General features: G+C 69.5%; 21 protein-coding genes. 2 read left to right on the top strand and 19 right to left on the bottom strand.

Annotated features, from left to right (window positions below; all coding sequences use genetic code 11):
* Positions 1-18 precede the first annotated feature (18 nt).
* From Sp245p_RS24695 to Sp245p_RS24645, 11 genes are all read right to left on the bottom strand, one after another.
* The gene (locus Sp245p_RS24695) at positions 19-822 is read right to left on the bottom strand and encodes a transporter substrate-binding domain-containing protein (RefSeq protein WP_014198857.1); all 804 of its coding nucleotides are present in this window, start codon (positions 820-822) and stop codon (positions 19-21) included.
* Between the two features lie 81 nt (positions 823-903).
* Positions 904-1,632 (bottom strand): amino acid ABC transporter ATP-binding protein, encoded by a 729-nt coding sequence (locus Sp245p_RS24690; RefSeq protein WP_014198858.1) that lies wholly within the window; start codon positions 1,630-1,632, stop codon positions 904-906.
* Complete coding sequence (locus Sp245p_RS24685; protein ID WP_014198859.1) at positions 1,619-2,269, bottom strand: amino acid ABC transporter permease; 651 nt, start codon at positions 2,267-2,269, stop codon at positions 1,619-1,621. Before Sp245p_RS24685 ends, Sp245p_RS24690 begins: the two co-directional genes overlap by 14 nt.
* Positions 2,270-2,283: 14 nt before the next feature.
* Positions 2,284-2,952, bottom strand: coding sequence for an amino acid ABC transporter permease (locus Sp245p_RS24680; protein ID WP_014198860.1), 669 nt, complete (start codon positions 2,950-2,952; stop codon positions 2,284-2,286).
* A gap of 21 nt (positions 2,953-2,973) precedes the next feature.
* Positions 2,974-4,272, bottom strand: coding sequence for an alanine racemase (locus Sp245p_RS24675; protein WP_014198861.1), 1,299 nt, complete (start codon positions 4,270-4,272; stop codon positions 2,974-2,976).
* Positions 4,273-4,597: 325 nt separating this feature from the next.
* Positions 4,598-5,482, bottom strand: a complete 885-nt coding sequence (locus Sp245p_RS24670; protein WP_109138979.1) for an NAD(P)-dependent oxidoreductase — start codon at positions 5,480-5,482, stop codon at positions 4,598-4,600.
* 85 nt (positions 5,483-5,567) lie between these two features.
* On the bottom strand, positions 5,568-7,457 hold the full coding sequence (locus Sp245p_RS24665) for a TRAP transporter large permease (protein ID WP_014198864.1): 1,890 nt from the start codon (positions 7,455-7,457) through the stop codon (positions 5,568-5,570).
* Between the two features lie 220 nt (positions 7,458-7,677).
* On the bottom strand, positions 7,678-8,733 hold the full coding sequence (locus Sp245p_RS24660) for a TRAP transporter substrate-binding protein (RefSeq protein WP_014198865.1): 1,056 nt from the start codon (positions 8,731-8,733) through the stop codon (positions 7,678-7,680).
* Between the two features lie 120 nt (positions 8,734-8,853).
* Complete coding sequence (locus Sp245p_RS24655; RefSeq protein WP_041813740.1) at positions 8,854-9,864, bottom strand: transketolase family protein; 1,011 nt, start codon at positions 9,862-9,864, stop codon at positions 8,854-8,856.
* The gene (locus Sp245p_RS24650) at positions 9,861-10,706 is read right to left on the bottom strand and encodes a transketolase (protein WP_109138978.1); all 846 of its coding nucleotides are present in this window, start codon (positions 10,704-10,706) and stop codon (positions 9,861-9,863) included. The genes Sp245p_RS24655 and Sp245p_RS24650 overlap by 4 nt, the downstream gene beginning before the upstream one ends.
* Before the next feature lie 25 nt (positions 10,707-10,731).
* Positions 10,732-11,481, bottom strand: a complete 750-nt coding sequence (locus tag Sp245p_RS24645; protein WP_014198868.1) for an SDR family NAD(P)-dependent oxidoreductase — start codon at positions 11,479-11,481, stop codon at positions 10,732-10,734.
* Between the two features lie 225 nt (positions 11,482-11,706).
* Here Sp245p_RS24645 and gcvA point away from each other — a divergent pair, with 225 nt between their 5' ends.
* Positions 11,707-12,645 carry a transcriptional regulator GcvA gene (gene gcvA, locus Sp245p_RS24640; protein WP_014198869.1) on the top strand — a complete coding sequence of 313 codons (939 nt, stop codon included), beginning with the start codon at positions 11,707-11,709 and terminating at the stop codon, positions 12,643-12,645.
* A 34-nt stretch (positions 12,646-12,679) separates the two neighbouring features.
* Here gcvA and Sp245p_RS24635 read toward each other — a convergent pair whose 3' ends face one another.
* From Sp245p_RS24635 to Sp245p_RS24600, 8 genes are all read right to left on the bottom strand, one after another.
* Positions 12,680-13,279 (bottom strand): TetR/AcrR family transcriptional regulator, encoded by a 600-nt coding sequence (locus Sp245p_RS24635; protein ID WP_158310440.1) that lies wholly within the window; start codon positions 13,277-13,279, stop codon positions 12,680-12,682.
* A 68-nt stretch (positions 13,280-13,347) separates the two neighbouring features.
* Positions 13,348-14,766, bottom strand: coding sequence for an MmgE/PrpD family protein (locus tag Sp245p_RS24630; protein WP_014198871.1), 1,419 nt, complete (start codon positions 14,764-14,766; stop codon positions 13,348-13,350).
* Positions 14,763-16,277, bottom strand: a complete 1,515-nt coding sequence (locus tag Sp245p_RS24625) for an AMP-binding protein (RefSeq protein WP_014198872.1) — start codon at positions 16,275-16,277, stop codon at positions 14,763-14,765. The genes Sp245p_RS24630 and Sp245p_RS24625 overlap by 4 nt, the downstream gene beginning before the upstream one ends.
* 49 nt (positions 16,278-16,326) lie before the next feature.
* Positions 16,327-17,499 carry an acyl-CoA dehydrogenase family protein gene (locus tag Sp245p_RS24620; protein ID WP_014198873.1) on the bottom strand — a complete coding sequence of 391 codons (1,173 nt, stop codon included), beginning with the start codon at positions 17,497-17,499 and terminating at the stop codon, positions 16,327-16,329.
* Positions 17,500-17,518: 19 nt separating this feature from the next.
* Positions 17,519-18,754 (bottom strand): dihydrolipoamide acetyltransferase family protein, encoded by a 1,236-nt coding sequence (locus Sp245p_RS24615; protein ID WP_211101778.1) that lies wholly within the window; start codon positions 18,752-18,754, stop codon positions 17,519-17,521.
* Positions 18,755-18,756: 2 nt separating this feature from the next.
* On the bottom strand, positions 18,757-19,545 hold the full coding sequence (locus Sp245p_RS24610; protein ID WP_014198875.1) for an enoyl-CoA hydratase/isomerase family protein: 789 nt from the start codon (positions 19,543-19,545) through the stop codon (positions 18,757-18,759).
* A gap of 24 nt (positions 19,546-19,569) precedes the next feature.
* Positions 19,570-20,544, bottom strand: coding sequence for an alpha-ketoacid dehydrogenase subunit beta (locus Sp245p_RS24605; RefSeq protein ID WP_041813742.1), 975 nt, complete (start codon positions 20,542-20,544; stop codon positions 19,570-19,572).
* Between the two features lie 6 nt (positions 20,545-20,550).
* Positions 20,551-21,564 carry a thiamine pyrophosphate-dependent dehydrogenase E1 component subunit alpha gene (locus Sp245p_RS24600; protein WP_109138976.1) on the bottom strand — a complete coding sequence of 338 codons (1,014 nt, stop codon included), beginning with the start codon at positions 21,562-21,564 and terminating at the stop codon, positions 20,551-20,553.
* Positions 21,565-21,937: 373 nt separating this feature from the next.
* Between Sp245p_RS24600 and Sp245p_RS24595 the strand changes: the two genes are divergently transcribed.
* Positions 21,938-23,149, top strand: a complete 1,212-nt coding sequence (locus Sp245p_RS24595; RefSeq protein WP_014198880.1) for an ABC transporter substrate-binding protein — start codon at positions 21,938-21,940, stop codon at positions 23,147-23,149.
* Positions 23,150-23,290: the final 141 nt, after the last annotated feature.

The raw sequence follows: 23,290 nt of genomic DNA, 5'->3' as shown, positions 1-23,290 counted from the left end.
GCGATGCCGAACGGCGGATTACATCTGCGGAAGCGTCTGCTTTTCCTTGAACCACTTCATCTGAAGGGCGCTCAGCTTGCCGTTCAGGCGGTTGTAGAACAGGAAGGTGTTGATCCAGTTGACCATGTCCTGTTCGCCGTGGCGGACGGCCACATGGGCCGGCGACTGGCGGATCAGGAACTTAAGCTCGACATCCTTGCCGGGATTGTCCTCCGAGACCTTCAGCGCGATGGCGCTGTTCTCGGCGAAGGCCTCGACCTGGCCGGCCAGATAGGCGGCGATGGCGCCGGGGGTGTCCTCGAAACGGACCAGCTTGGCGCCGGGGGCGTTGTCGGTCAGCCAGATGTCGAGCGTCGAGCCCTTGGCGACGCCGATGCTGTGGCCCTTCAGCTCGGCCGGATCGGTGGCGGTGGCCATCCCCTTCAGCCCGTAGACGCCGAGATTGACCGCGGCATAGGGCTGGGAGAAGGTCACCTGCTGGGCGCGCTCCGGCGTCGCGCCGGCGGCGGCGATCAGCACGTCCACCTTGTTGGCGAGCAGGCTGGGGATGCGGTTGGCGCCGGTCACCTGGACCAGATCCAGCTTCACGCCCATGTCGGCGGCCATCAGCTTGGCAAGGTCGATGTCGAGGCCGGCGGCCTCGCCCTTGGCGTCCTTGAAGCCCCAGGGGGCGGCGTCCATCAGCACGCCGACGCGCAGCTTGCCGGCCGACAGCACGTTCTGCAGGGCATCCGCCTTCGCGGCGGACGGCAGGGCGGCGGCGGACAGGGCGACGGTGGCGCAGACCGCCACGGCGGCGGCGAGGGTCCGGAAGAGTCTCACGACATTGCTCCTCTGTTCTGGTGGTTGTCCGGCCCTCAAGGGGTCGGTGAAAGTGCTCGGTGAAGGGAGACCGGTGGTGGCTCAGCGCGCGGAGGCGATGAAGCTTCGCAGCTCGGGGGTGCGGGGATTGGCGAAGAGTTCCGCCGGCGGCCCCTCCTCCCAGACGCGGCCCTGGTGCATGAAGACGATCTTGGAGGCGACGTTGCGGGCGAAGCCCATCTCGTGGGTGACCAGGACCATCGTCATGCCCTGCCGCGCCATGTCCTCCATCACCTTCAAAACCTCGCCGACCAGTTCCGGGTCGAGGGCCGAGGTCACCTCGTCGAACAGCATCAGGTGCGGCCCCATGGCGAGGCAGCGGGCGATGGCGACGCGCTGCTGCTGCCCGCCCGAGAGCTGGGCCGGATAGGCGTCGATCTTGTCGGCCAGCCCGACGCGGGCCAGCACGTCGAGCGCCAGCGCCCGGCCCTCCGCCTTGGCGATCCGCTTGTTGAGGATCGGGGCCAGCGTGATGTTGCGTTCCACCGTCAGGTGCGGGAACAGGTTGAAGGCCTGGAAGACGATGCCGACGCGCTGGCGGAAGCCGCGCAGGTTCGGCATGTCGGTGCGCACCGACTGGCCCTCCACCGTGATCGCGCCGCCGTCGATGCGCTCCAGCGCGTTGATGCAGCGCAGCAGGGTCGATTTGCCGGAGCCCGACTTGCCGATGATGGTGACGATCTCGCCCTCGTCGATGCTGAGCGAAACCCCCTTGAGCACCTCGATGGAACCGTAGCTCTTGGTAACGTTCTTGATGTCAACGAGCGCCATTGAGACGGGCCTCCAGGGAACGCGCCCACAGGGTGAGCGGCAGGCAGGCGGCGAAGTAGATCGCCGCGACGATCGAGTAGACCAGCAGGGGCTGGAAGGTGGCGGCGCTGACCAGCTGGCCGGCGCGGGCGAGTTCGACGAAGCCGACGATGGAGGCCAGCGACGTGCCCTTGATCAGCTGGACCAGGAAGCCGACGGTCGGCGGCAGCGCCATGCGGAAGGCCTGCGGCGCGATGACGTAGCGGAACTGGTGCCAGGTCGACAGGCCGAGGCAGGCGGCGGCCTCCCACTGCTCGTGCTTCACCGCCTCGATGCCGCCGCGCCAGATCTCGCCGAGGAAGGAGGCGGTGTAGACGGTCATGGCGATGCCGACGGCGACCAGCGGCGGCATCTCCACCCCGAGGAAGACCGGCATGCCGAAGTAGAAGAACATCAGCAGGCCGAGCAGCGGGACGCCCTGGACGAGCTGGAGGAAGGCGGTGGCGGTCCAGCGAAGCGCGCGGCGGGCGCTGGTCCGCATCAGGGCCAGCCCCAGCGCCAGCGGGGCGCCGAAGGCGAGCGCGATGAGGACGAGGACACCCGTCCATTGCAGCGCGCTGAGCAGCGACAGGAAGTCGGCGAGGGAAAAGGAACGCATGGCCGGTGTCTCCGTCAGCGCCGCACCGGCCAGCGGAAGGCGAGGTGCCCCACCGCGGCGAACAGCAGTTTGAAGCTCATCACCAGGGCGAAGTAGATGCCGCAGATGACGGCATAGACCTCGAAGCTGCGGTAGGTGCGCGTCTCGATGAAGCCGCCGGTGTGGAACAGCTCCTCCGCCGAGATCTGCGAGGCCAGCGAGGTGCCGAGCAGCAGCAGGACGAACTGGCTGGTGAAGGCGGGGTAGACGCTGCGCAGGGCGGGCGGCAGCACGATGTGACGGAACACCTGCCAGCGGGTGAGCCCCAGGCACTGGCCGGCCTCGACCTGGCTGCCGGGAATGGCGTCGAGCCCGGCGCGGACGATCTCGGTGCAGTAGGCGCCGAAATAGAGGCCGAGCGCGATCGCCGCCGCCTCGAAGGCTCCCATCCGCAAGCCGAAGCCCGGCAGCACGAAGAAGACCACGAACAGCTGGATCAGCGACGGCGTGTTGCGGATCAGCTCGACATAGCCGCGGATCGCCCAGCGCACCGGGCGTGGCCCGCTGCGCACCGCCGCCGCCCCGGCGACGCCGATGGCGGTGCCGATCACCGCTGCGACCAGGGTCAGCAGCAGCGTGTGCAGCGTGCCGTCGATCAGCTGGTCCTGGTAGCGCAGGAGCTGCTGGAAATTCAATGTCTGCATGGCGTGTCTGGCCGCCTTGGATCAGCCGAAGAAGGTGCGGTAGGCGCTGCGGACCCGTCCGTCGGCGCCGAGGCCGAACAGCACCCGCCAGCGGTCGATGCAGGTGCAGGGGTGCGAGATCCCGAGCTCGACGATGTCGCCGACGGCGAGGTCATGGCCGGCCGGCACGGCGACGAAGGCGTGCTGGTCGTTCAGCCGGGTCACCCGCAAGCCCTCCGCGGAGAGCGCGGTGCCGTCGCGGTGAACCCGCAGGGGGCGGGGCAGGCCCTGGTCGAAGGAGGCGTCGCGCATGCCGAAGCCGCAGATGGCCAGTTCCGGTTCCGGCCGGGTCAGAACCTCCGCCCACAGGCGCAGGGCCGGGCGGAAATCGGCCGCCGTGGCGCCGCCGCAGGCGAAGCCTTGCCGGGCGTCGAGCGCGCCGAGCGCGCGTTCGTAGACACCGTGGTCGTGGAAGAAGATGGCGCCGCTGCGCAGCACCAGCGTGGCGTTGCCGTCCGTCGCGGCGACCGGCGCCAGACCGGCCACCACCATGTCGAAGAAGGCGGAACCGCCCGCGGTGAGCAGCAACGGCCGCTCCGGGGCCAGCGCGCGCACCAGCGCGAAGGCTTCCGCCGTGCGCCGCATCAGGGCGGCGATGTTGGCGGCAGTCTCGGCCGGATCGGCGGTGGCGACCGCCCCTTCGTAGGTGGCGATGCCGTCGAGGACCAGCAGGCCGGGGTGGCGGACGACCGCAGCGAGGATCGCGTCCACCGCTGCCCGGTCGCGGGCGCCGGCGCGGCCGGCGCCGACCTCGACCAGGACGGGCAGCGGGCGTTCGGGGGGGCGGCCGGCGGCACGCGCCGCGGCGGCGAGCGTCTCGACCGCAGCGGGGGAGTCGGCGAAGGCGCGCAGGTCGGCGTCGGGATGGGAGGCGAGCAGCGCGCCCAGCCGCTCGCCGCTGGCCCGGCCACCGATCTCGTTGGCGAGGATCAGCCGGGTCACGCCGGCGCGCAGCAGAACGGCGGCCTGCTGCAGGTTGGCGACGGTCGCGCCCCAGGCGCCGGCCTCCACCAGGGCGGAGGCGATCTGCGGGGCCATCGGCGTCTTGGCGTGCGGCGCCAGAGCCACGCCGTGACGGCGCGCGTAGGCGAAGATCAGATCGCGGTTGGCGGCGAAGGCATCCTCGTCGAGCGTCAGCACCGGAAGCGCCATGTCGCCTGCGGCCGGTCGCCAACCCCGGGCGCCGACATCACGCAGCCGCAGCGGCGCCGTCCCAGGCGGCACCCCCCGGATGCTGTCGTCCAAACTGCTGTCGAGCAGGGCATCGAGAAACACGCTCATGAGGGGGCAATCCTGATCGGCCGGATGAGGGCGAGGCGATAACGCCCGATGACAACGTTATCATAGCGCTGTCAGGCGCAAATGACAACGTTGTCATCAAGGTTCGTGGATTTCTTTTTCCTTGCCGGCTCCCTCGGCGGCGAGGCGCAGCGGGGGCCTTCATCATCGAACCCTGCCGTCGTCGTGCCGAAAGAAAAAACGCCGGGCAAAGCCCGGCGACCTGATGCGCCCCGAATGACGACGGTTCAGCGTGAGCCGCCGGCATCCGGAGCGAAGACCGTCATGACCGATGGAGCGCCGTCGTTTCCTTGACGACGCCCCCGCCTCATCCTGGCGTGACGCCGTTGAGCAGGTGATAGCTGCGGATCACCTGGCTGTCGTCCATCGCGCCCTCGCCGCGCCCGGAGGCCGAGAGGAACATCTGGTGGGCGACGGCGGCCAGCGGCAAGGCGGCCTTGGCGCCGCGACCGGCCTCCAGGACGATGCCGAGATCCTTGACGAAAATGTCCACGGCGCTGGTGATGCCCGGTTCGGCCTCCAGCATGCGCGGGCCGCGGTCCTTCAGCATCCAGCTCGACGCGGCGGAGCCGCTCATGATCTCCAGCAGGACCGCCAGATCGACGCCGGCCTTGGCGGCCAGCGAGAAGGCTTCCGCCACCACGGCGATGTGGACGCCGCACAGCAGCTGGTTGACCGTCTTCACCGTGGCGCCTTGCCCCGGCGCCTCGCCGACGTGGAAGACCTTGTCGCCCATCGCCGCCAGGACCGGGCGCACCCGCTCCACCGTCGCCGCCGGGGCCGCCGCCATGATGGAGAGCGTTCCGGCCACCGCCCCGACCGTGCCGCCCGACACCGGAGCGTCCACGAAGCGCCGCCCCGCCGCCTCGACCCGCGCGGCGAGCACGGCGACGGCGTCCGGCGGGCAGGTCGCCATCAGGATCACCGTGGCGCCCTCCGGCAGGCGGTCCAGCGCGCCCTGGGCGAACAGGACGGACTCGGCCTGGGCGGCGTTGACCACCATCAGGACCAGGGCGTCGGCCCCTTCGGCGGCGGCGGCGGCGCTGTCCGCCCCCCGCCCGCCGCGGGCCTCCAGAACGGCGACGCTCTCGCGCCGCACGTCGAAGCCGCGCAGCGCGAAACCGCGGGCCAGCAGGTTGCACGCCATCGGCATGCCCATGGAACCGAGGCCGATAAAGCCCACCGTCGTCATGGCCGTATCACTTTCCTGAACGGAAGAAGGAGAGGAAGGCCCGATCCACTCGTCGGGGAATCGGGGGACCGGGCCGGAAGGCGGATCACAGGAAACCGATGGAGATCCAGGGCACCGCCGCGACGACGATCAGGCCGATGGTCAGCGCCACGAGGTAGCCGATGATCGGCTTCATGCCTTCGTCGGGGTTGATCCGGCTGATGGCGCAGGCCGCGTAGTAGCCGACGCCGAAGGGCGGGGCGAACAGGCCGATGCCCATGGCCAGGATCACGATCATCGCGTAGTGCACCTCATGCACCCCCAGTTGGCGGGCGATGGGGAACAGCAGCGGTCCGAACAGCACAATGGCGGGGATGCCCTCCAGCACGCTGCCCAGGATGATGAAGGCGATGATCGACACCACGATGAAGACCGGCACCCCGCCCGGCAGGGCCCGCATCGCCTCGGCCAGCGAGCTGGAGAAGCCGGACTGGGTCAGCGCCCAGGCCATGCCGGTGGCCGCCCCGATGATCAGCAGGATGGCCCCGGACAGCGACGCCGTCTCGACCAGCATCGGGTAGATGCGGCGCCAGTCGAACTGGCGGTAGATCAGCAGGCCGGCGACCACCGCGTAGACGATGCCGATGGTCGAGACCTCGGTCGCGGTCGCCACACCCTCGATCACCGCGGCGCGGATGATGAAGGGCAGCGCGATAGCCGGCAGCGCGATCAGGAAGGCCCTGCCGATCTCCGCCTTGCTGGCGCGGCGGACATGGGACAGGTCCTCGTGGCGGTAGCGCCACCAGACCAGCGCCGCCAGTGCCGCGCCCAGGACGACGGCCGGCAGCAGGCCGCCGGTGAACAAGGCGGCGATGGACACGCCGGTGACCGAACCGATGGTGATGAGGACCAGCGACGGCGGGATGGTCTCGGTCTGGGCGCCGGTGGCCGACAGCAGGGCGACGAGGTCGCCGGGCTTGGCGCCGCGCGCCTTCATCTCGGGGAACAGCACCGGGGCGACCGCCGCCATGTCCGCCGCCTTCGACCCGGAAATGCCCGAGACGAGGTACATGGCGCCGATCAGCACATAGGACAGGCCGCCGCGGACATGGCCGAGCAGGCTGGCCAGGAAGCCGACCATGGCGCGGGCCATGCCGGTCATTTCGATCAGCTGGCCGAGGAAGACGAACAGCGGCACCGACAGCAGGATCAGGTGGCTCATCCCCTCGTCCATGCGGCCCACCATGACGATGGCCGGGGTCGAGGTGGCGAGCGCCAGATAGCCGAAGGTCGCCAGACCGAAGGCGAAGGCGATGGGCAGGCCGAGGAACACCATCGCGCCGACGCCCACCACGAAGAAGAGCAGCAGGTTGTAGTTGCCGAGCCCCGCGAACAGCGGCGCCGCCAGCGCCATGACGCCGACCACCGCCGTGACCGCCACCACCGCCCGCAGCACGTCGGACGGACGGCCCAGCCGCGCCAGCCGGAGCAGCGCCACCGCGATCATCAGGACGAAGCCCACCGGCAGCGCGCTCGCCCGCCAGGAGTTGGGAATGTCCAGCGCCGGGGTGGTGACCCACACCTCCTCCACCGCGAACTCGTAGGCCGGCTCGGCCATCAGCAGCAGGAAGGCCAGCGCCGCGGTGATCGCCACCACGTCGAGGAACGCCTGGGTGCGGGGCTGGAGCATGCCGACGATCGCGGTCATCCGCATGTGCTCGCCCCGGCGCAGCGCCACGACCGAGCCGAACATGGCGAGCCAGAGGAACAGGATGGAGGCCAGCTCGTCCGACCAGATGATCGGGCTGTGCAGGAGGTAGCGCCAGATGACGCCGACCAGCAGGACGCCGACCTCGGCGAGCACCAGCAGCGCCGCCGGCGTCTCGACCAGCAGCCCGATGCCGCGGTCCAGCCGGTCGAGCCAGCCGGTGCCGGCGCCCGATGGCCGCCCGGCGCCGTGAACGGCGGCGTCCGCCGTGTTGACGGGAGTGTTCATGGTAACCAGCCCTTCGCATGGACGATCGGTGATGGGGAAGCGGCGGTCGCATTTGATTTTCCCTCTCCCCTCTGGGGAGAGGGTTAGGGTGAGGGGGTTGCGCTTGTGCCGGACGTTCCGTCACGCGCATCCCCCTCACCGGCCCTTCGGGCCACCCTCTCCCCTGAGGGGAGAGGGCTACGAAGGCCAAACGCCATCCCTCCGCTGTCGGCGGACCGCGTCAGCCCAGCTTGCCGGTCACCTTCTCAAGCAGGTCCCAGGCGGTGGCCCCGTACTTCTCCTTCCACTCCGCGTAGAAGTTCGTCCCGGCGAGGACCTTGCGGAACGGTTCGCGGTCGATGGTGTGGAAGGTCAGCCCCTTGGCGGACAGGTCCTTCTGCAGCGATTCGGTGAGCGCCGCGATGTCGGCCCGCTGGTCGTCCGCCGAACGGTCCAGTTCGCGGGTGACGATGGCCTGGATGTCGGCGGGCAGGCGGGCGAAGGCGCGCTTGTTGCCGAGCACCCAGTAGCCGTCCCAGACATGGCCGGTCAGGCTGCAGGACTTCTGCACCTCGTACAGGCGGGCGGTGGCGATGATCGCCAGCGGGTTCTCCTGCCCCTCCACCACGGTGGTCTGAAGGGCGGAGTAGAGTTCGTTGAAGTTGATCGGCGCCGGGGCGGCGTCGATGGCCTTGAACAGCGAGGTCAGGGCCGGCGCCGGCGGCACCCGCATCTTGAAGCCCTTGATGTCCTCCGGCGTCTTGATGACGCGGGTGGAGGAGGTGACGTGGCGGAAGCCGTTGTCCCAGATCTTGCTGAGCGTCATGATCGGGGTCTTGGCGATCTCCGCCCGGACATGCTTGCCCAAGTCGCCGTCCATCGCCTGCCAGACCGCGTCGTAGTCCTTGAAGGCGAAGCCCATGCTGGTGATGCCGGACAGCGGGACGAAGGTGGCGAGGATCAGCGAGGAGAGGTTGAAGATCTCCACGCCGCCGTTGCGCACCTGCCCCAGCAGGTCGGTGTCGCTGCCGAGCTGGTTGGCCGGGAACAGCTTGATGTCGAGCCGGCCGGACGTCGCCTCGCGGATGCGGTCGATGGCCTCCTGCGCGCGGATGTTGACCGGGTGGGTCGGGTCCTGGCCGGTGGCGTACTTGAACTGGAACTCGGCGGCGTTGGCCGGGCGCTTCAGGATGGTCACCAGCGGCACGGCGGCGGCGGCGGCCAGAACGGCGCGGCGGCTCGGGCGAAGAAGGCCCAGGGTCGATTGAGCGGGGGTTTGGGGCGGCTTCTTGTCCATTGTTTCCTCTCCTGTGGTCTTTTGTCGTTCAGCGTATCGGGAACGGGCGCGGCGCGGTTCTTCGGTGTCCTCGCTTCTGCGACAGCCGGGGTGGGGTGAGCGACGGGGGTTGGGGGCGGCTTACAGCCACCCCTTGATGCTGGTTACCATGGCGTCGGTGGAAATGCCGTAGAGGTCGTGCAGCGTCGGCAGGGCGCCGGCCTTCAGGAACTCGTCGGGCAGGCCGATCTGGCGGAAGGCGCTGGGAACGACCCCGGCGCGCAGCAGCGTGCCGGCCACCGCCTCGCCCAGACCGCCGATGACGGTGTGGTTCTCGGCGACGACGACCATGCGACCGCTGCGCCCGGCCTCGGCCAGGATGGTCTCGGTGTCGAGCGGCTTGATGGTCGGGACGTGCAGCACGGCGACGTCGACCTTGTCGGCCTCCAGGGCCTTCGCCACCTCCAGCGCCCGCATCGTCATGATGCCGGAGGAGATGACCAGCACGTCGGCGCCGTCGCGCAGCCGCTTCGCCTTGCCGAGTTCGAATTTGTAGTCGTATTCGTCGAGCACCAGCGGGACGTTGCCGCGCAGCAGGCGCATGTAGACCGGCCCCTGGTGGGCGGCCATGGCGGGCACCGCCTGCTCGATCTCAAGGGCGTCGCAGGGATCGATGACCACCATGTTCGGCATGGCGCGCATCAGCGCCAGATCCTCCGCCGCCTGATGGCTGGGGCCGTAGCCCGAGGTCAGGCCCGGCAGGGCGCAGGCGATCTTGACGTTGCGGTTCTCCTCCGCGATCGTCTGGTGCACGAAGTCGTAGGCCCGGCGCGAGGCGAAGACCGCGTAGGTGGTGACGAAGGGCATGAAGCCCTCGTGCGCCAGACCGGAGGCCGCGCCCATCAGCAGTTGCTCGGCCATGCCCATCTGGTAGAAGCGGTCCAGGTTGGCCTGGGCGAAGATGTGCAGGTCGGTGTATTTCGCCAGATCGGCGGTGAGGCCGACGATCTCCGGACGCGCCTTGGCCAGCTCGACCAGCGCGTGGCCGAAGGGGGCGGGCTTGGTGCGCTGCCCTTCGCCAGCGATCGAGGCGATCATGGCGGAGGTCTTCAGGCGCGGCTTGGCGGCAGCAGTGGTGGCGGCGGTGCTCATGCGGTCCTCCCGGCGTCCAGCGCGTCGAGGGCCAGCTTCCACTCGTGCGCGTCCACGCGGATGAAGTGATTCTTTTCGCGGGCTTCGAGGAAGGGCACGCCCTTGCCCATCTTGGTGTCGCAGACGATCATGCGGGGCTTGGGCTCCGGATGGTCGCGGGCGGCGTCGAAGGCGGCGACCACGGCGTCCATGTCGTTGCCGTCCACCCGCTGGACGAACCAGCCGAAGGCTTCCAGCTTGTCGACCAGCGGCTCGAAGGCCATCACCTGGGTGGAGGGGCCGTCGGCCTGCTGATTGTTGACGTCGATGATGCCGATCAGGTTGTCGAGCTTGTAATGGGCCGCCGACATGATGGCCTCCCAGACCGAGCCCTCGTCCAGCTCGCCGTCGGAGAAGAGCGTGTAGACGCGGTTGTCCGACGCCTTGCGCTTCAGGCCGAGAGCGATGCCGACCGCGATGCTGAGGCCGAGGCCGAGCGAGCCGCCCGACATCTCCATGCCCGGCGTGTAGGCGGCCATGCCCGACATCGGCAGGCGGCTGTCGTCGCTGCCGTAGGTCTCCAGCTCCTCGGCCGGGACGATGCCGGCCTCGATCAGGGCGGCGTAGAGCGCGATGGCGTAGTGGCCGTTGGACAGCAGGAAGCGGTCGCGGCCTTCCCAATGCGGGTCCTCCGGCCGGTAGCGCATGGCGTGGAAATAGGACACGGCCAGCACGTCGGCGATGTCGAGGGCCTGCCCGATGTAGCCCTGGCCCTGCACCTCGCCCATCAGCACGGCGTTGCGGCGGATGCGGTAGGCGCGTTCGGTCAGGGGAACGTTGTGGCCCAGTTGGGTGGTGTCCACGGGAGTCGTCTCCAGCGTTTCAGGGTCAGTGGATCAGCATGCCGCCGTTGACGTCGAGCGTGGCGCCCGTGACGTAGGACGACAGCTCCGACGCCAGGAAGAGGCAGGAGCGCGCCACGTCCTCGGCGTCGCCCAGGCGGTTCAGCGGGATGCCCTTGAGGATGTCCGCCCGCAGCTCGGGCGTCAGCTTGCCGCCGGTGATGTCGGTCTGGATCAGGCCGGGGGTGACGGAATTGACGCGGACGTTGTCCGGACCCAGCTCCCGCGCCATCGCCTTGGCGAGGCCGAGAACGCCGGCCTTGGCGGCGCTGTAGTGCGGGCCGCCGAAGATGCCGCCGCCGCGCTGCGCCGACACCGAGGAGATGCAGACGATGGAGCCGGACTTCTGGGCGCGCATGTGCGGGACGACCGCCTGGCTCATGTAGAGCGTGCCGCGCAGGCTGACGTCGGTCACCGCCTCGTAGTTCTTCGGCTCGATGTCCATGAACTTCAGCGGCTGGGTGATGCCGGCGTTGTTGACCAGCACGTCGATGCGGCCGAACTCCTCGACCACGCGAGCGGCGGCATTGACGCAGGCGGCCTTGTCGGTCACGTCGCAGGCAATGCCGCGGTGCGCCTCGCCCAGCTCGGCGGCGGCTTCGGCGGCCTGACCGCCGTCGAGGTCCAGAATGATCGCCCGCCCGCCATGCAGCGCGAACAGCCGCGCCGTGGCCCGGCCGATGCCGCGCTGGGACGCCGCTCCGGTGATCACGCACACCTTGTTGGACAGCAACATGCTCGCTCCCTTTGTTCGAAGCTGGCTCCGCCATGGCGGCCGTGGGCGTGGCGGCCCTGGAGATGCCGCGGCGGAGCGTCGTTATCGCTCGGTTTTGGTGGTTTTTCGGTACGGAGGGCGGATGGTTCGTGCCTCCGATCGTTGCAACAATCCTATGGTCTTGAGATGAATTCGACAAACGAATAAGATTGCCGAATGCTGAAATGAATTCATGAATATGGTGCAATGCGGAAACGGATTTCCATCAAGGCTTTGCAAGCCTTTGAGGCGGCGGCGCGGCTCGGTTCCTTCGCAACGGCGGCGGAGGATCTCGGCCTGACGCCCTCGGCGATCAGCCATCAGGTGAAGATTCTGGAAGAGCAGCTCGGCCTGCGGCTGTTCCACCGCGTGCACCGGTCGGTCGCCCTGACCGACGACGGGCGGGCCTACGCCGCGGAAATCATCGCCGCCTTCGCCCGCATCGACACGGCGACCCGCAACGTCACGACGACGGGTAGCGGCACGACGACCCTGACCGTGCGCTCGATGCCCAGCTTCGCCGCGCAGTGGTTGATGCCGCGGCTGGGGCGGGTGAAGGAGATCCATCCCGCCATCGACATCCGCCTGCGGGCGTCGGTTTCACCCATCGACCTGACGACGGGGGCGGTGGATGTGGACATCCGCTACAACCCCGGCCCGCCGCCGGCCGGCTGCGTGCTGGAGCTGTTTCCCGACGACGTCATCGTGCCGATGTGCTCCCCGGCGCTGGCGAACGGGCTGAACCCGATCCGTAAGCCGTCGGACATCAGCCGGCACATCCTGATCCATTCGGAAATCAACATCGTCGGCTGGCGCGACTGGGCGAACCGGCACCGCGGCGTCGAGTTGGACATGGAGCGCGGCCTGCGCTTCGACCGCTCCTTCATGGCGATCAACGCCGCGGCGAACGGCATGGGCGTGTGCCTGGACAGCCTGCTGCTGGCCCGGCAGGAATTGCTGTCGGGCCGGCTCATCATCCCTTTCCCGACCCGCGGCCTGCGGGCGCAGGGGCATGGCTTCGTGACGCTGAAATCGACCGCCAACCTTCCCAAGATCCGGCTGTTCCGCGAATGGCTGTTCAGCGAGCTGGAGGCGGGGCGGCAGTGGGAGGACGAGTTCCTGTCGTCACTGAACAAGAGCGCGTAGGGCCGCCCGCCCCGCGGCCGTTGCGGTGCGGTCTTTACGACGGCGCACCCGGTTCCTTGGTCAGAAGGCCCTTGGAGAGCAGTTGCAGGTACATCTGAACGGCCTCTTCCGGCAGATTGACGACGCCTTCCTCGTCGGTGTAGCGCAAGGCGAGATAGCCCCGCGTGGCGATCAGCATGTAGACCAGCGGCTCCAGCGCCTCGTCGCTGAGGTTGGCGATCTCGCCGTTCTTGCGGGCGCTGTGCAGGAAGCGCATGTAGCCGCCGGTGACGTTGTGGAAGTGCTGGCGGTGGGCCTTGGGCGCGAAAATCTCCGCCTCGTTCAGGATGCGCAGGAAATAGGGCATGCGCTTGAGGAAGGAGAAGAAGGCCCGGAACGACTGTTCCTCCTTCTCCAGAAAGGTCCTGGCACCGCTGGCCTGCTGGCGGATGTGGGCCAGCATCTTGGCGCCCAGCACCGGAAGCAGCTCGTCGAAGATTTCCTGTCGCGAGGAGAAGTAGTTGTAGAAGGTGCCCTGGGCCAGGTTCGCCCGCTGGGTGATGCGGGTGATCGAGGCGTCGATATAGCCGTATTCCCCCACCACCTCGGCGGCGGCCTGGAACAGGGCGTCGCGGACCTCTTCCGATCGCTGCACGCGCGTCTTCTTTCCCGCCGTCCGCCCCATCGCCACCATCGCCTGCAATCTCCCTCTCCGTCCCGGATTTAGCCGTTCCCCACGCCTTTGACGAGAGAAACCGACGCCTGATGCGGGTGATCGGGAAGCCGCCCGAACGCCTCCAGCACGTCGTTGATCTCCGCGTCGGGCAGGGCGCGGGCGAAACGCTCGATCCGGTCGTAGGCGTCGGAGGGCACCCCGGTTTCGTCGCCGATGCGGCGGACCAGCGCGCTCACCTCTTCCCAGGGCAGGGAGAAGTCGTCGGTCGTCATATCCTGGCGGCGGGTCAGCGCCGTGCCGTCCTCCAACACCACCTCGATGGCGCAGCACAGCCGCCGCACGCCCTCGTCGGGGACGAGGGCGACCCGCTCGACCAGGGCGTTGACCGCGCCGTCGTCGTAGCGGGTCATCGTCTCCATGGTCGGCACGCCGCGCAGCAGCGTCAGCGCGATGCAGAAGGGAATGCTCATCAGCGTGCCGGAGATGCTGGCGAAGGGTCCCTTCGAATCCATGCCGGCATAGCCGGTTTCGAACGGGTTCATGCGCACGGTCACCGACCGGACGGCCCGCCCCGCCACTTCGTCGCGCAGGGCGAGCGCCGCGGTGACCGGGGTTTGGTTGAAGGCGCAGACCGGGTAGGGCTTGAAGGTGACGCGGTGGATCGACCAGTCTCGGCCCAGCCGCACCGCCAGCTCCACGGGATCGCAGCCGGTACGGGCAAAGGCGCGGACGAAGCCGGTCCGTCCTTCGAAGGCGTGGGGGGCGGAGACCGAGCCCGCCGCCGCCAGCCGCGCCGCCGTCAACCCGTTTACCGCGGCGACGCCGACCTGATAGCGCCACTCGTCGGTGCCGTCGTCGAAGGATTGCAGGATGCCGCCGGTGAAGGAGGCGGCGTTGGCGAGCGCCGCCGCGATACGGTCCTCCGGCAGGCCGAGCAGGTACGCCGCGCCGGCGGCGGCGGCCACTGTGCCGTAGAGCGGCGAGGCGCGCAGGCCGGCGGGCGTGGTCAGTGGCGAGAAGGCGTTCTCCAGCAGCCCTCCCGCCTCGTAGCCGGCGACCAGGGCCGGCAGCAGCCGTTCGACCGGGCCGTCGCCGGCCTCGACCAGCGCGGTCAACAGCGGGATCAGCACGGCGCCGATGTGGGCGGCGCCGCAGGTGTCCTCCTGCGCCCGGCCATGGAACAGCGCGGAACCGGCGAGTGCAGCGCCGGGGACGCTGGTCCGCCGGCTCCTGCCAGATGTGTTGTCGCCCAGCATGGTGGCGCCGTCGGATCGTTCGCCGTGCAGGGCCAGCGCCGCCGCCCGCGCCACCGGGGCGTAGGGGGTGTCGTGGCCGCCGAGCGCGATTCCGTAACCGTTCAGCAGGCAGACCCGCGCCTTTTCCACCACGTCGGGCGGCAGGCTGTCCAGGGTCAGGCCGGCGACGAAGCGGGCGATGGCCGTCGCCAGGGTGTCGGGAGCGGTCATGGGGTGTCCTCCGGTTGGGCGGGGGCCAGTTCATCGCGCAGCACGCGCTTCAGCACCTTGCCGGACGGGTTGCGCGGCAGCGCCTCGCGCAGCAGCAGGCGCTTGGGGATCTTGAAACCGGCAAGGTGCCGGCGGCAGTGCTGCTCCAGCGTCTCGGCGTCGAGGCTCTCGCCCTCCTTCAGCACCACGACCGCCGCCGGCACTTCGCCCCAGCGCTCGTCGGGGACGGCGATGACGGCGACCTCGACGACCTGGGGCAGCAGGAAGACGACCCGTTCGATCTCCGAGGAGGCGATGTTCTCGCCGCCGCTGATGATCATGTCCTTCTTGCGGTCAGTCAGGAACAGGAAGCCGTCGGCGTCGAGATAGCCGACGTCGCCGGTTCGGAACCAGTCGCCGTAGAAGCTGCGCGCCGTCTTCTCCGGGTCCTTCCAGTAGCCCTTGGTGACCTTCGGTCCGCGCAGGCAGATCTCCCCGATGTCCCCGGCGGGCAGGGAGGTGCCGGCATCGTCGCGGATGTCGATCTCCACATGGGCGAGCGCTCGTCCCGTCGAGCCGATCTTCTCGATCTCGCGCCCGGCCTCCATCAGCGTGTCGCCCGAACAGCTCTCCGTCAGGCCGTAACCGTCGATGTAGCGGGCGTTGGCGAACAGGCCGGTGAAGTCGCGGATGCGCTGCTCCGGCGTGCGCTCGCCGCCGCCGATCGCCCATTTCAGGCTGGAGACGTCGTAGCGCCCGCGCTCCGGGTGGGACAGGATGCGCCCGACCATCACCGGGGCGAACCAGGCGCCGGTCAGTTGCTCGCGCTCGATGGCGGCGAGGGCGGTGTCGGGGTCGAAGTCGCGCAGCAGGCAGATCGTTCCGCCCAGCCACAGCACCGCGAGGCCGGGCAGGTCGAAGGCGCCGACATGGTACAGCGGCCCGACCGCCAGCAGCCGGTCCTCCGCCGTCAGCCCCAGCGCGGTCACATGGTCCATGCATTTCCAATAGAAGTTCTCGTAGGAATGCATGACCCCCTTGGGGTGGTCGGTGGTGCCCGACGTGTACATCAGCCGGAACAGATCCTGCGAGCCGCGCACCCGCATCGGCGGCACCGGTCCCTCCGTGCCGGCCAGCGCCCGCCCGTCCGCCTGCGCCGCAGCGTCGACCAGGACGGCGCGTGGGTCGTCCGTCACCGCCGCCGCCAGCTCGGTGTCGGCGAAGACCAGCACCGCCCCGGCGTTGCCGGTGATGAAGGCGACCTCGGGGGCGGCCAGCCGGTAGTTGATCGGCAGGAACACCGCGCCGAGGTGGCTGGCGGCGAAGGCGATCTCCAGGAAGGCGGCGCTGTTCTTCATCACCACCGCCACCACGTCGCTCTCGCGCACGCCGCGCCGGTGGAGGAAGGCGGCCATGCGCCCGATGCGGTCGAGGAAGTCGGCGTAGCTGATGCGCTGGTCGCCATAGACCAGCGCCAGCCGTTCCGGCGTGCGCAGCGCGTGGAACCGGATGAAGGCGCTCAGATTGACCACGGGTGTCCCCTCCCTCGGGATGTGCGGCCGGCTTATCCGCCGGCTTCGCTCAGTAGGATTTCGGCATGCCGAGATCGTGCATGGCGATGAAGTTCAACACCATCTCTTCCGACACCGGGGCGAAGCGGAACAGCCTTGCGTCGCGCCACAGCCGCTCGACATGGTATTCCTTGGCGTAGCCCATCCCGCCCATCGCCTGCATCGACCGTTCGATGGCGTGGGACGCCGCCTGCGCCGCGATCAGCTTGGCGATGTTGGCCTCGCTGCCGTAGGGCAGGCCCGTGTCGCACAGGGACGCCGCCTTCAGGTTCATCAGCCGGGCGCATTGCAGCTCGGCGTGCGCCTGGGCGAGCGGGAACTGGACCCCCTGGTAGGCGGCCACCGGCTTGTCGCCGAACACCTTGCGGTCCTTGGCGTAATCCACCGCCAGCCGGATGGCGAGGCTGCCGGCGCCGACCAGACCGGCGGTGGTGACGATGCGCTCGGTGTTCAGCACGTCGAGAAGCTGGTGCCAGCCGCCGTCGAGCGTGCCGATCAGCTCGTCCGGCTCGATCCGCACGTCGTCGAAATAGACGGTGCTGGAGGCCAGTGTGTTGGTGCCGACCTTCTCGATCGGCTGGTGGCTGAGGCCCTCGCGGTCGACGTCGATCAGGAACAGGCTGATGCCGGCGGTGCGGCGGCCCGCCTCCTCCAGCCGGGTGGTGCGGGCGACCACCAGCATCTTCTGCGCGTCGGGCACCCCGGTGATCCAGATTTTCTGGCCCTTCAGCCGCCAGCCCTGGCCGTCGGCGTGGGCGAAGGTGCGGATCTCCAGGCTGTTGGAGCCGGCGTTCGGCTCGGTCAGCGCCATGCAGAAGTTCAGCTTGCCCTGGATCAGGGCGGGCAGCATGGCGTCCTTCTGGGCCTTGCTGCCGAACTTCGCCAGCGCCACGCCGCCGAAGATCGGGTTGATCATGAAGAGCTGAGCCAGCGTCGCGCCGCCGCCGGCCGCCGACAGCGCCTCGACCACCAGCGCCATGTCGAGCATGCCGAGGCCGGAACCGCCATACTCCTCGGGCAGGGAGACGCCGCCGAGGCCGGATTCGCAGATGCCGGCCCAGGCTTCGGTCGGGAAGGTCTTCTTCGCGTCCTGCTCGCGCCAATAGTCGGGACCGAACTCGGCGCCGACGCGCGACGCCGTCTCGATCATCAGGCGCTGTTCTTCGGAAAGCTGAAAGTCCATGGGGGGTCTCTTTTTCAGGTCAGGCGGCGCGAAGCAGGCGCAAAGGCCGCTCCAGCCCGGCGATGATGCGGTTGAGGAAGGCCAGGGCGGTCACGCCGTCGAACAGCCGGTGGTCCGCCGACAGGACGAGGCCGAGTTCGCGCTTCAGCACCGGGGCTCCCGCCTCGTCGGGACGGAAGACGGAGCGGACGCTGCCGACGCCGAGGATGCTCGACTGGCCGGGATTGATGATCGAGGTCATGTAGGTGACGTTGTGCATGCCGGCGTTCGACACGGTGACGGCGCCGCCCTGGAAGTCCTCCTCCGTCAGGCGGCCGTCGCGGGCGCGGCGGGTCAGCGACGCGGCCTCCGCCGCCAGTCGGTCGAGCGGCAGGGTCGCCGCCCCGCGCAGCACCGGGGCGACCAGCCCGCGCGGCGTGTCCACCGCCATGCCGATGTCGCCCTGCCCGAGGCTGAGGATCGCGCCGCCGGAAGGCTCGTCGTCCCACACCCGGTCCATTTCCGGCATGGCGGCGAGCGCCCGCCCGACCGCGGCCAGCACCAGATGGGTCATCGAAATCCGCGGAAGTCCGGACTCGGTGTCGGCGTTCAACCGGTCGCGCAGCGCCGCCAGCTCCGTCACCTCGGCCTCGGCGGCGAGGTAGAAGTGCGGGACGTCGCGCTTGGCGGCGGTCAGGCGACGGGCGATGGTCGCTTGCAAGGTGGTGGGCTTCGACCGTTCCCCGGCGGAAGCCTCGACCTTTGGCACCTGGGGTGCAGGCTGAGGCGCTGGCCGCGTTTGAGCCGCCGCCTCGACATCGGCCACCTTGATGCGGCCACGCGGGCCGCTGCCGGTCACCGTCCCGAGATCGACGCCCAGCCCCTCGGCGCGGCGGCGGGCGAGGGGAGTCGACAGGATGCGCTCCCCGTTGGCGCGGACCGGGGCGGGCAGGGGGCGGGCGTTGGTGGCGACGGGTGTCGGGGCGGGGTTCGCGGCGGGCGTCTCCGCCGGCTCCGGAGCGGGGGCGGCGCCCGCGCCATTGGCGGACCAGCGGGCGATCGGGGTGCCGACGGCCACCGTCTCGCCGGCCGGGATGGTCGTCTCGATCAGCACGCCGTCGCTGTCGGCCTCGACCTCCGAGGCGATCTTGTCGGTTTCGACGACGAGCAGCACGTCGCCGCTGCGGAAGGGCTGGCCGGGCGATACCCGCCATTCGGCGAGCACCCCCTCGGTCATCGTCAGCCCCAGCTTGGGCATCACCAGTTCGCGGACCATGGTCATTGCCCCGTGAAGGCGGCCTTGCGCTTCTCCAGGAAGGCGCGGCAGCCCTCGTGCGCGTCTTGGCTGTCCAGCACCAGCCCGATCATCGCCTGCTCGTAGGCCAGCGAGGCGCCGAGCGGCATTTCCGCGCCATGGCGCAGCGTGCGCTTGGTCAGTTTCAGGATCAGCGGTGACTTGGCGGCGATCTTCTGGGCGGTGGCCATCGCCTCGGCCATCAGATCGGCCTTGGGGACGGCGCGGTTGACCAATCCCCAGGCGACGGCCTCGGCGGCGGTGAACTGGTCGCCGGTGAAGACCAGCTCGCGCGCCCGGCAAGGTGGGATCTGGCGCAGGATGCGCTGGGTGCCGCCGGCGCCGGGGAACAGGCCGAGATTGATCTCCGGCAGGCCGAACTTCGCGGTGTCGGCGGCGATGCGGATGTCGAGCGACAGCACCAGCTCGGTCCCGCCGCCGAGCGCCCAGCCGTTGACGGCGGCGATGGTCGGCTTGTCGCAGGTCTCGAACCGGCGGAACACCCGGTGGACGACCTCGGCGAAGTCGAGATAGTGGGCGAGGCCCTGGCGGCTGTCGAGGTCGGCGATGTCGCCGCCGGCCACGAAGGCGCGCTCGCCGGCCCCGGTGACGACGATGACGTGCACGCCGTCGTCGCTCTCAAGCTCGCCCAGCGCCCGTTCCAGCTCCAGCAGGGTCGGCACGTCGAGCGCGTTGAGGGTCGTCGGGCGGTTGATGGTGATCAGGCCCACGGCGCCGTCGCGGCTGGTCAGGATGGGGCGTTCGTCCGTCATGATGCTGGTCCTCCCGTGGGGCGTTCAGGCGAGCGTGCTCTTGACCGCCGCGACGATCCGGTCGGCGTCGGGCAGATAGGCCGCTTCGAGGGTCTTGGCAAAGGCGATGGGCATGAAGGGCGCGCCGACCCGCAGCACCGGGGCGTCGAGGTCGTCGAAGGCGTCCGCGGCGATGCGCGCGGCGATCTCCGCCCCGACGCCGAAGGCCTGCACCGCCTCGTGGGCGATGACCACCCTGTGGGTCTTGGCGACGGAGGCGAAGACGGCCTCCTCGTCCCAGGGCTGGATCCAGCGCAGATCGACGATTTCCGCCTCGATGCCCTCGGTGGCCAGCCGGTCGGCGGCGGCGCGGGCGGCGTAGAGGGTGGCGCCGTAGGTGACGATGGTGGCGTCGCGGCCCGCCCGGTCGATGCGCGCCTTGCCGACCTCGCGCGGGGCGTTCACGTCGATGTCGCCCTGAAGCGCGTAGAGCGCCTTGTTCTCGACGACGACGACGGGGTCCGGCGCCTCGATGGCGGCACGCAGCAGGCTGTAGGCGTCAGCGACGGTGGCCGGGCAGACGACGCGCAGGCCGGGGATGTGGGCGAACCACGCCTCCAGGCACTGCGAATGCTGCGGCCCGGCGTTCAGCCCGCCGCCGTGCGGCGTGCGCAGCACCATCGGCACGCTGCACTGCCCGCCGAACATGAAGCGGGCCTTGGCGGCTTGGTTGACCACGGCGTCCATGGCGAGCGTCACGAAATCCATGAACATGATCTCGACCACCGGCTTCATGCCGGTCAGCGCGGCCCCGACGGCGGCGCCGACCAGGGAGGCCTCGGAGATCGGCGTGTCGCGCACCCGCTCCGGCCCGTGGGCGTCGAGCAGGCCGCGGGTCGCCTTGAACGGCCCGCCGGCGGCGGCCACGTCCTCGCCCATCAGCATCACGGCGGGGTCGGCGGCCATCGCGTCGTTGAGGGCCTGGGCGACGGCGTTCACATAGCGCAAAGGCTTCGGCATCGGAAATCAGGCCCCGGCGGTGAGGGTGGTCGGCGTGTAGACGTCGCGGAAGGCGGCGTCCACGTCGGGCAGGGCGTCGGCGCGGGCGGCCTCCAGGGCGTCGCGGATTTCGGCGTCCACCGAGTCGACCAGGGCGGCGAGCGCCGATTCCTCGATCCCGGCGGCGAGCAGCGCCTCGGCGGAGCGGCGCAACGGGTCGTTCTGCGACAGGCCGGCGACTTCGTCGGCGTTGCGGTAGCGCTGCGGATCGCCCTCGAAATGGCCGTGCCAGCGCGTGGTCAGGCATTCCAGGATGCGTGGCCCGCCGCTGCGGGCGGCCTCCACCACCTCCGCGGCGGTTTCGGCCACCGCGGCGACGTCGTTGCCGTCCACCCGGCGGTGCGGCACGCCGAAGGCGGCGCCCAGCTTGTCGAGAGTCGCGGCGAACTGGGTGGAGGTCGGCGAGAATTCCGACCAGCCGTTGTTTTCGCAGACGAAGACCATCGGCAGCTTCCACAGCGCCGCCATGTTCAGGCACTCGTGCAGGGCGCCCTCGGCCATGGCGCCGTCGCCGAAGAAGGCGACCGCCACGCCGCCGGTGCGCCGCGTCTGGTGGGCGAGCGCGCTCCCGGTGGCGAGCGGCAGCCCGGCCCCGACGATGCCATTGGCCCCCAGCACGCCGAGCGACAGGTCGGCGACGTGCATGGAGCCGCCGCGCCCGCCGCAGATGCCGCCGGCGCGTCCCATGATCTCCTTGAAGAAGAGGTCGAGCCTCACGCCGCGGGCCAGCACATGGCCGTGGCCACGGTGGGTGGTGGCGAAGCTGTCCCGCGGCCCCAGCGCGCCGACAACCCCGGCGGCGACCGCCTCCTGCCCGACGCTGAGATGGATGAAGCCGGGGATCTCGCCGTCAGCGAACAGCCGGGACAGGGTGGTTTCGGTCGCTCGGATCGTCTGCATGGTGCGGTGGAGCGCCAGCCGCCGGTCGGTTGGGATTGGGTTGGCCGGAATCGGATCTGCCTGAGCGGCGGATGACGGCATGGATGCCTCCCTTCGCGTTTCTTCCGCGCCCCGCCGGTGTGTGTGGGAAAGCGCGGTGCGGAGTCGATGCTCCGTTGGTCGACCAAACAATGAATGATGATTCATGTTTCAGTCAAGCAGTCTGTTTGCCCCCACCCCGACCCTCCCCCGCTGGGCGGGGGAGGGGGAATGACGCTCTGGCGGATCATGCAGAGATTTCCTCCCCCGCCCAGCGGGGGAAGGATAGGGTGAGGGCAGCCGCTTGGGGCATCCCGCTCAAATACACCGTTGCGCTGACAGTTGGCGCGCGTTACATTCTCGATGAAAAATGACTCATGGTTCATTCAAAAAGGCGAGGCAGCACGCTCCGCCGCATAAGGGAGGGAAAAGCGCCATGCACCGTCGTTCCGTCATCCGCTTGCTCGGGGCCGCCGTCACGCTGACCTCGGCGCTCGCCCTGTCCGCCGGTTCCGCCGCCGCGCAGGACACCATCAAGATCGGCATGACCTCGGCTCTCACCGGCCCCTACAACGAGTATGGCGAGGGCGGGCGGCGCGGCGTCGAACTCGCCATCGAGAAGTGGAACGCCAAGGGCGGCATCAACGGCAAGAAGGTCGAGCTGGCGATGCTGCTCGACGACCAGCTCGTGCCCGACCGTGCGGTGCAGAACATGCGGCGGCTGCTCGACAACAAGGAGCTGGTCGCCATCATCGGCCCGGCGGGCAGCGGCCCGACGCTGGCGGTGATCGAGATGGCCGCCGCCGACGGGCGCCCCTACATGAACCCGGTGGCGCAGACCCCGACCGTCACCTACCCGGACGGCGGCAAGCCGCGCCCGAACGTCTTTTCCTTTGCGCTTCAGAACGACGTCGAATCGATGGTGCTCGGCCGCTACGTCGCCACCCAGTTCAAGAAGCCGGGGCTGGTCCACGAAAGCACGGCCTACGGCGTGTCCGGCGCCGACATGATCGCCAAGGAGCTGAAGGCGGCGGGCGGTGCGGCTGTGGCGACGGAGACCTACAACCAGCGCGCCCAGGACGTGACGGCGCAGATCGCCCGTCTCCAGCGGGCCGGGGCCGACGTGGTGGTCTGCGTCGGGCTGGGCGCCGATCTGGCGGTGATCCGCCGCACCATGGCGCGGCTGAATTTCAACGTGCCGCTGGTGGCCTCCAACGGCGCCCTGTCGATTCCCTACCAGGAGGCCGCCGGGGATCTGGTGACCGGCACGCGCGGTTCCATGGTCTACGTCTTCGGCGAGGAGACGCTGAACCCGGCGGCCCAGGGCTTCGCCGACGCCTACAAGGCCAAGTACGGCACCGACCGCTGGTGGGGCAACGACCCGCAGCGCCCGCAGATCTTCATGTCGCTGTCGGTCAGCAACGCCTACGACGCCGCCGACGTGCTGTTCGAGGGCATCAAGCGCGCCAACTCCACCGATCCCAAGGCCATCGCGACGGCCATCGAGGGCATCCAGGGCCTGCGCGGGGTGAACGCGACCTATTCCTTCTCCGCCACCAAGCACCACGCCATCGCGCCGGAGGATGTGGCGATCTTCGAGTACGTGAAGACCGGCGACAAGATCGGGCTGACGATCGTCAAGAACTGATTGGGTTCCCCTCTCTCCTTCTTTCGTCTCCGGAGCGATCCCCCTCTCCCCTCTGGGGAGAGGGTCGGGGTGAGGGGGATATCGGGGGACGGAAAGCGCAGGCGATGCGGGCCCCCCTCACCCTAACCCTCTCCCCAGAGG

This window comes from Azospirillum baldaniorum (genome assembly GCF_003119195.2).
In the GTDB taxonomy this organism is placed as follows: domain Bacteria; phylum Pseudomonadota; class Alphaproteobacteria; order Azospirillales; family Azospirillaceae; genus Azospirillum; species Azospirillum baldaniorum.
The sequence above is the reverse complement of the archived record's forward strand: the minus strand, read 5'-3'. Positions and strand labels throughout refer to the sequence as shown.

What these genes read in the sequence shown, in the direction of transcription:
- Sp245p_RS24690 (WP_014198858.1), bottom strand. Translation starts at nt 1,632, where the DNA reads ATGGCGCTCGTTGACATCAAGAACGTTACCAAGAGCTACGGTTCCATC.
- Sp245p_RS24685 (WP_014198859.1), bottom strand. Translation starts at nt 2,269, where the DNA reads ATGCGTTCCTTTTCCCTCGCCGACTTCCTGTCGCTGCTCAGCGCGCTG.
- Sp245p_RS24610 (WP_014198875.1), bottom strand. Translation starts at nt 19,545, where the DNA reads ATGACGGACGAACGCCCCATCCTGACCAGCCGCGACGGCGCCGTGGGC.
- Sp245p_RS24605 (WP_041813742.1), bottom strand. Translation starts at nt 20,544, where the DNA reads ATGCCGAAGCCTTTGCGCTATGTGAACGCCGTCGCCCAGGCCCTCAAC.
- Sp245p_RS24655 (WP_041813740.1), bottom strand. Translation starts at nt 9,864, where the DNA reads ATGAGCACCGCCGCCACCACTGCTGCCGCCAAGCCGCGCCTGAAGACC.
- Sp245p_RS24680 (WP_014198860.1), bottom strand. Translation starts at nt 2,952, where the DNA reads ATGCAGACATTGAATTTCCAGCAGCTCCTGCGCTACCAGGACCAGCTG.
- Sp245p_RS24645 (WP_014198868.1), bottom strand. Translation starts at nt 11,481, where the DNA reads ATGTTGCTGTCCAACAAGGTGTGCGTGATCACCGGAGCGGCGTCCCAG.
- Sp245p_RS24620 (WP_014198873.1), bottom strand. Translation starts at nt 17,499, where the DNA reads ATGGACTTTCAGCTTTCCGAAGAACAGCGCCTGATGATCGAGACGGCG.
- Sp245p_RS24615 (WP_211101778.1), bottom strand. Translation starts at nt 18,754, where the DNA reads ATGGTCCGCGAACTGGTGATGCCCAAGCTGGGGCTGACGATGACCGAG.
- Sp245p_RS24595 (WP_014198880.1), top strand. Translation starts at nt 21,938, where the DNA reads ATGCACCGTCGTTCCGTCATCCGCTTGCTCGGGGCCGCCGTCACGCTG.
- Sp245p_RS24665 (WP_014198864.1), bottom strand. Translation starts at nt 7,457, where the DNA reads ATGAACACTCCCGTCAACACGGCGGACGCCGCCGTTCACGGCGCCGGG.
- Sp245p_RS24660 (WP_014198865.1), bottom strand. Translation starts at nt 8,733, where the DNA reads ATGGACAAGAAGCCGCCCCAAACCCCCGCTCAATCGACCCTGGGCCTT.
- Sp245p_RS24675 (WP_014198861.1), bottom strand. Translation starts at nt 4,272, where the DNA reads ATGAGCGTGTTTCTCGATGCCCTGCTCGACAGCAGTTTGGACGACAGC.
- Sp245p_RS24670 (WP_109138979.1), bottom strand. Translation starts at nt 5,482, where the DNA reads ATGACGACGGTGGGCTTTATCGGCCTCGGTTCCATGGGCATGCCGATG.
- Sp245p_RS24600 (WP_109138976.1), bottom strand. Translation starts at nt 21,564, where the DNA reads ATGCCGTCATCCGCCGCTCAGGCAGATCCGATTCCGGCCAACCCAATC.
- Sp245p_RS24630 (WP_014198871.1), bottom strand. Translation starts at nt 14,766, where the DNA reads ATGACCGCTCCCGACACCCTGGCGACGGCCATCGCCCGCTTCGTCGCC.
- gcvA (WP_014198869.1), top strand. Translation starts at nt 11,707, where the DNA reads ATGCGGAAACGGATTTCCATCAAGGCTTTGCAAGCCTTTGAGGCGGCG.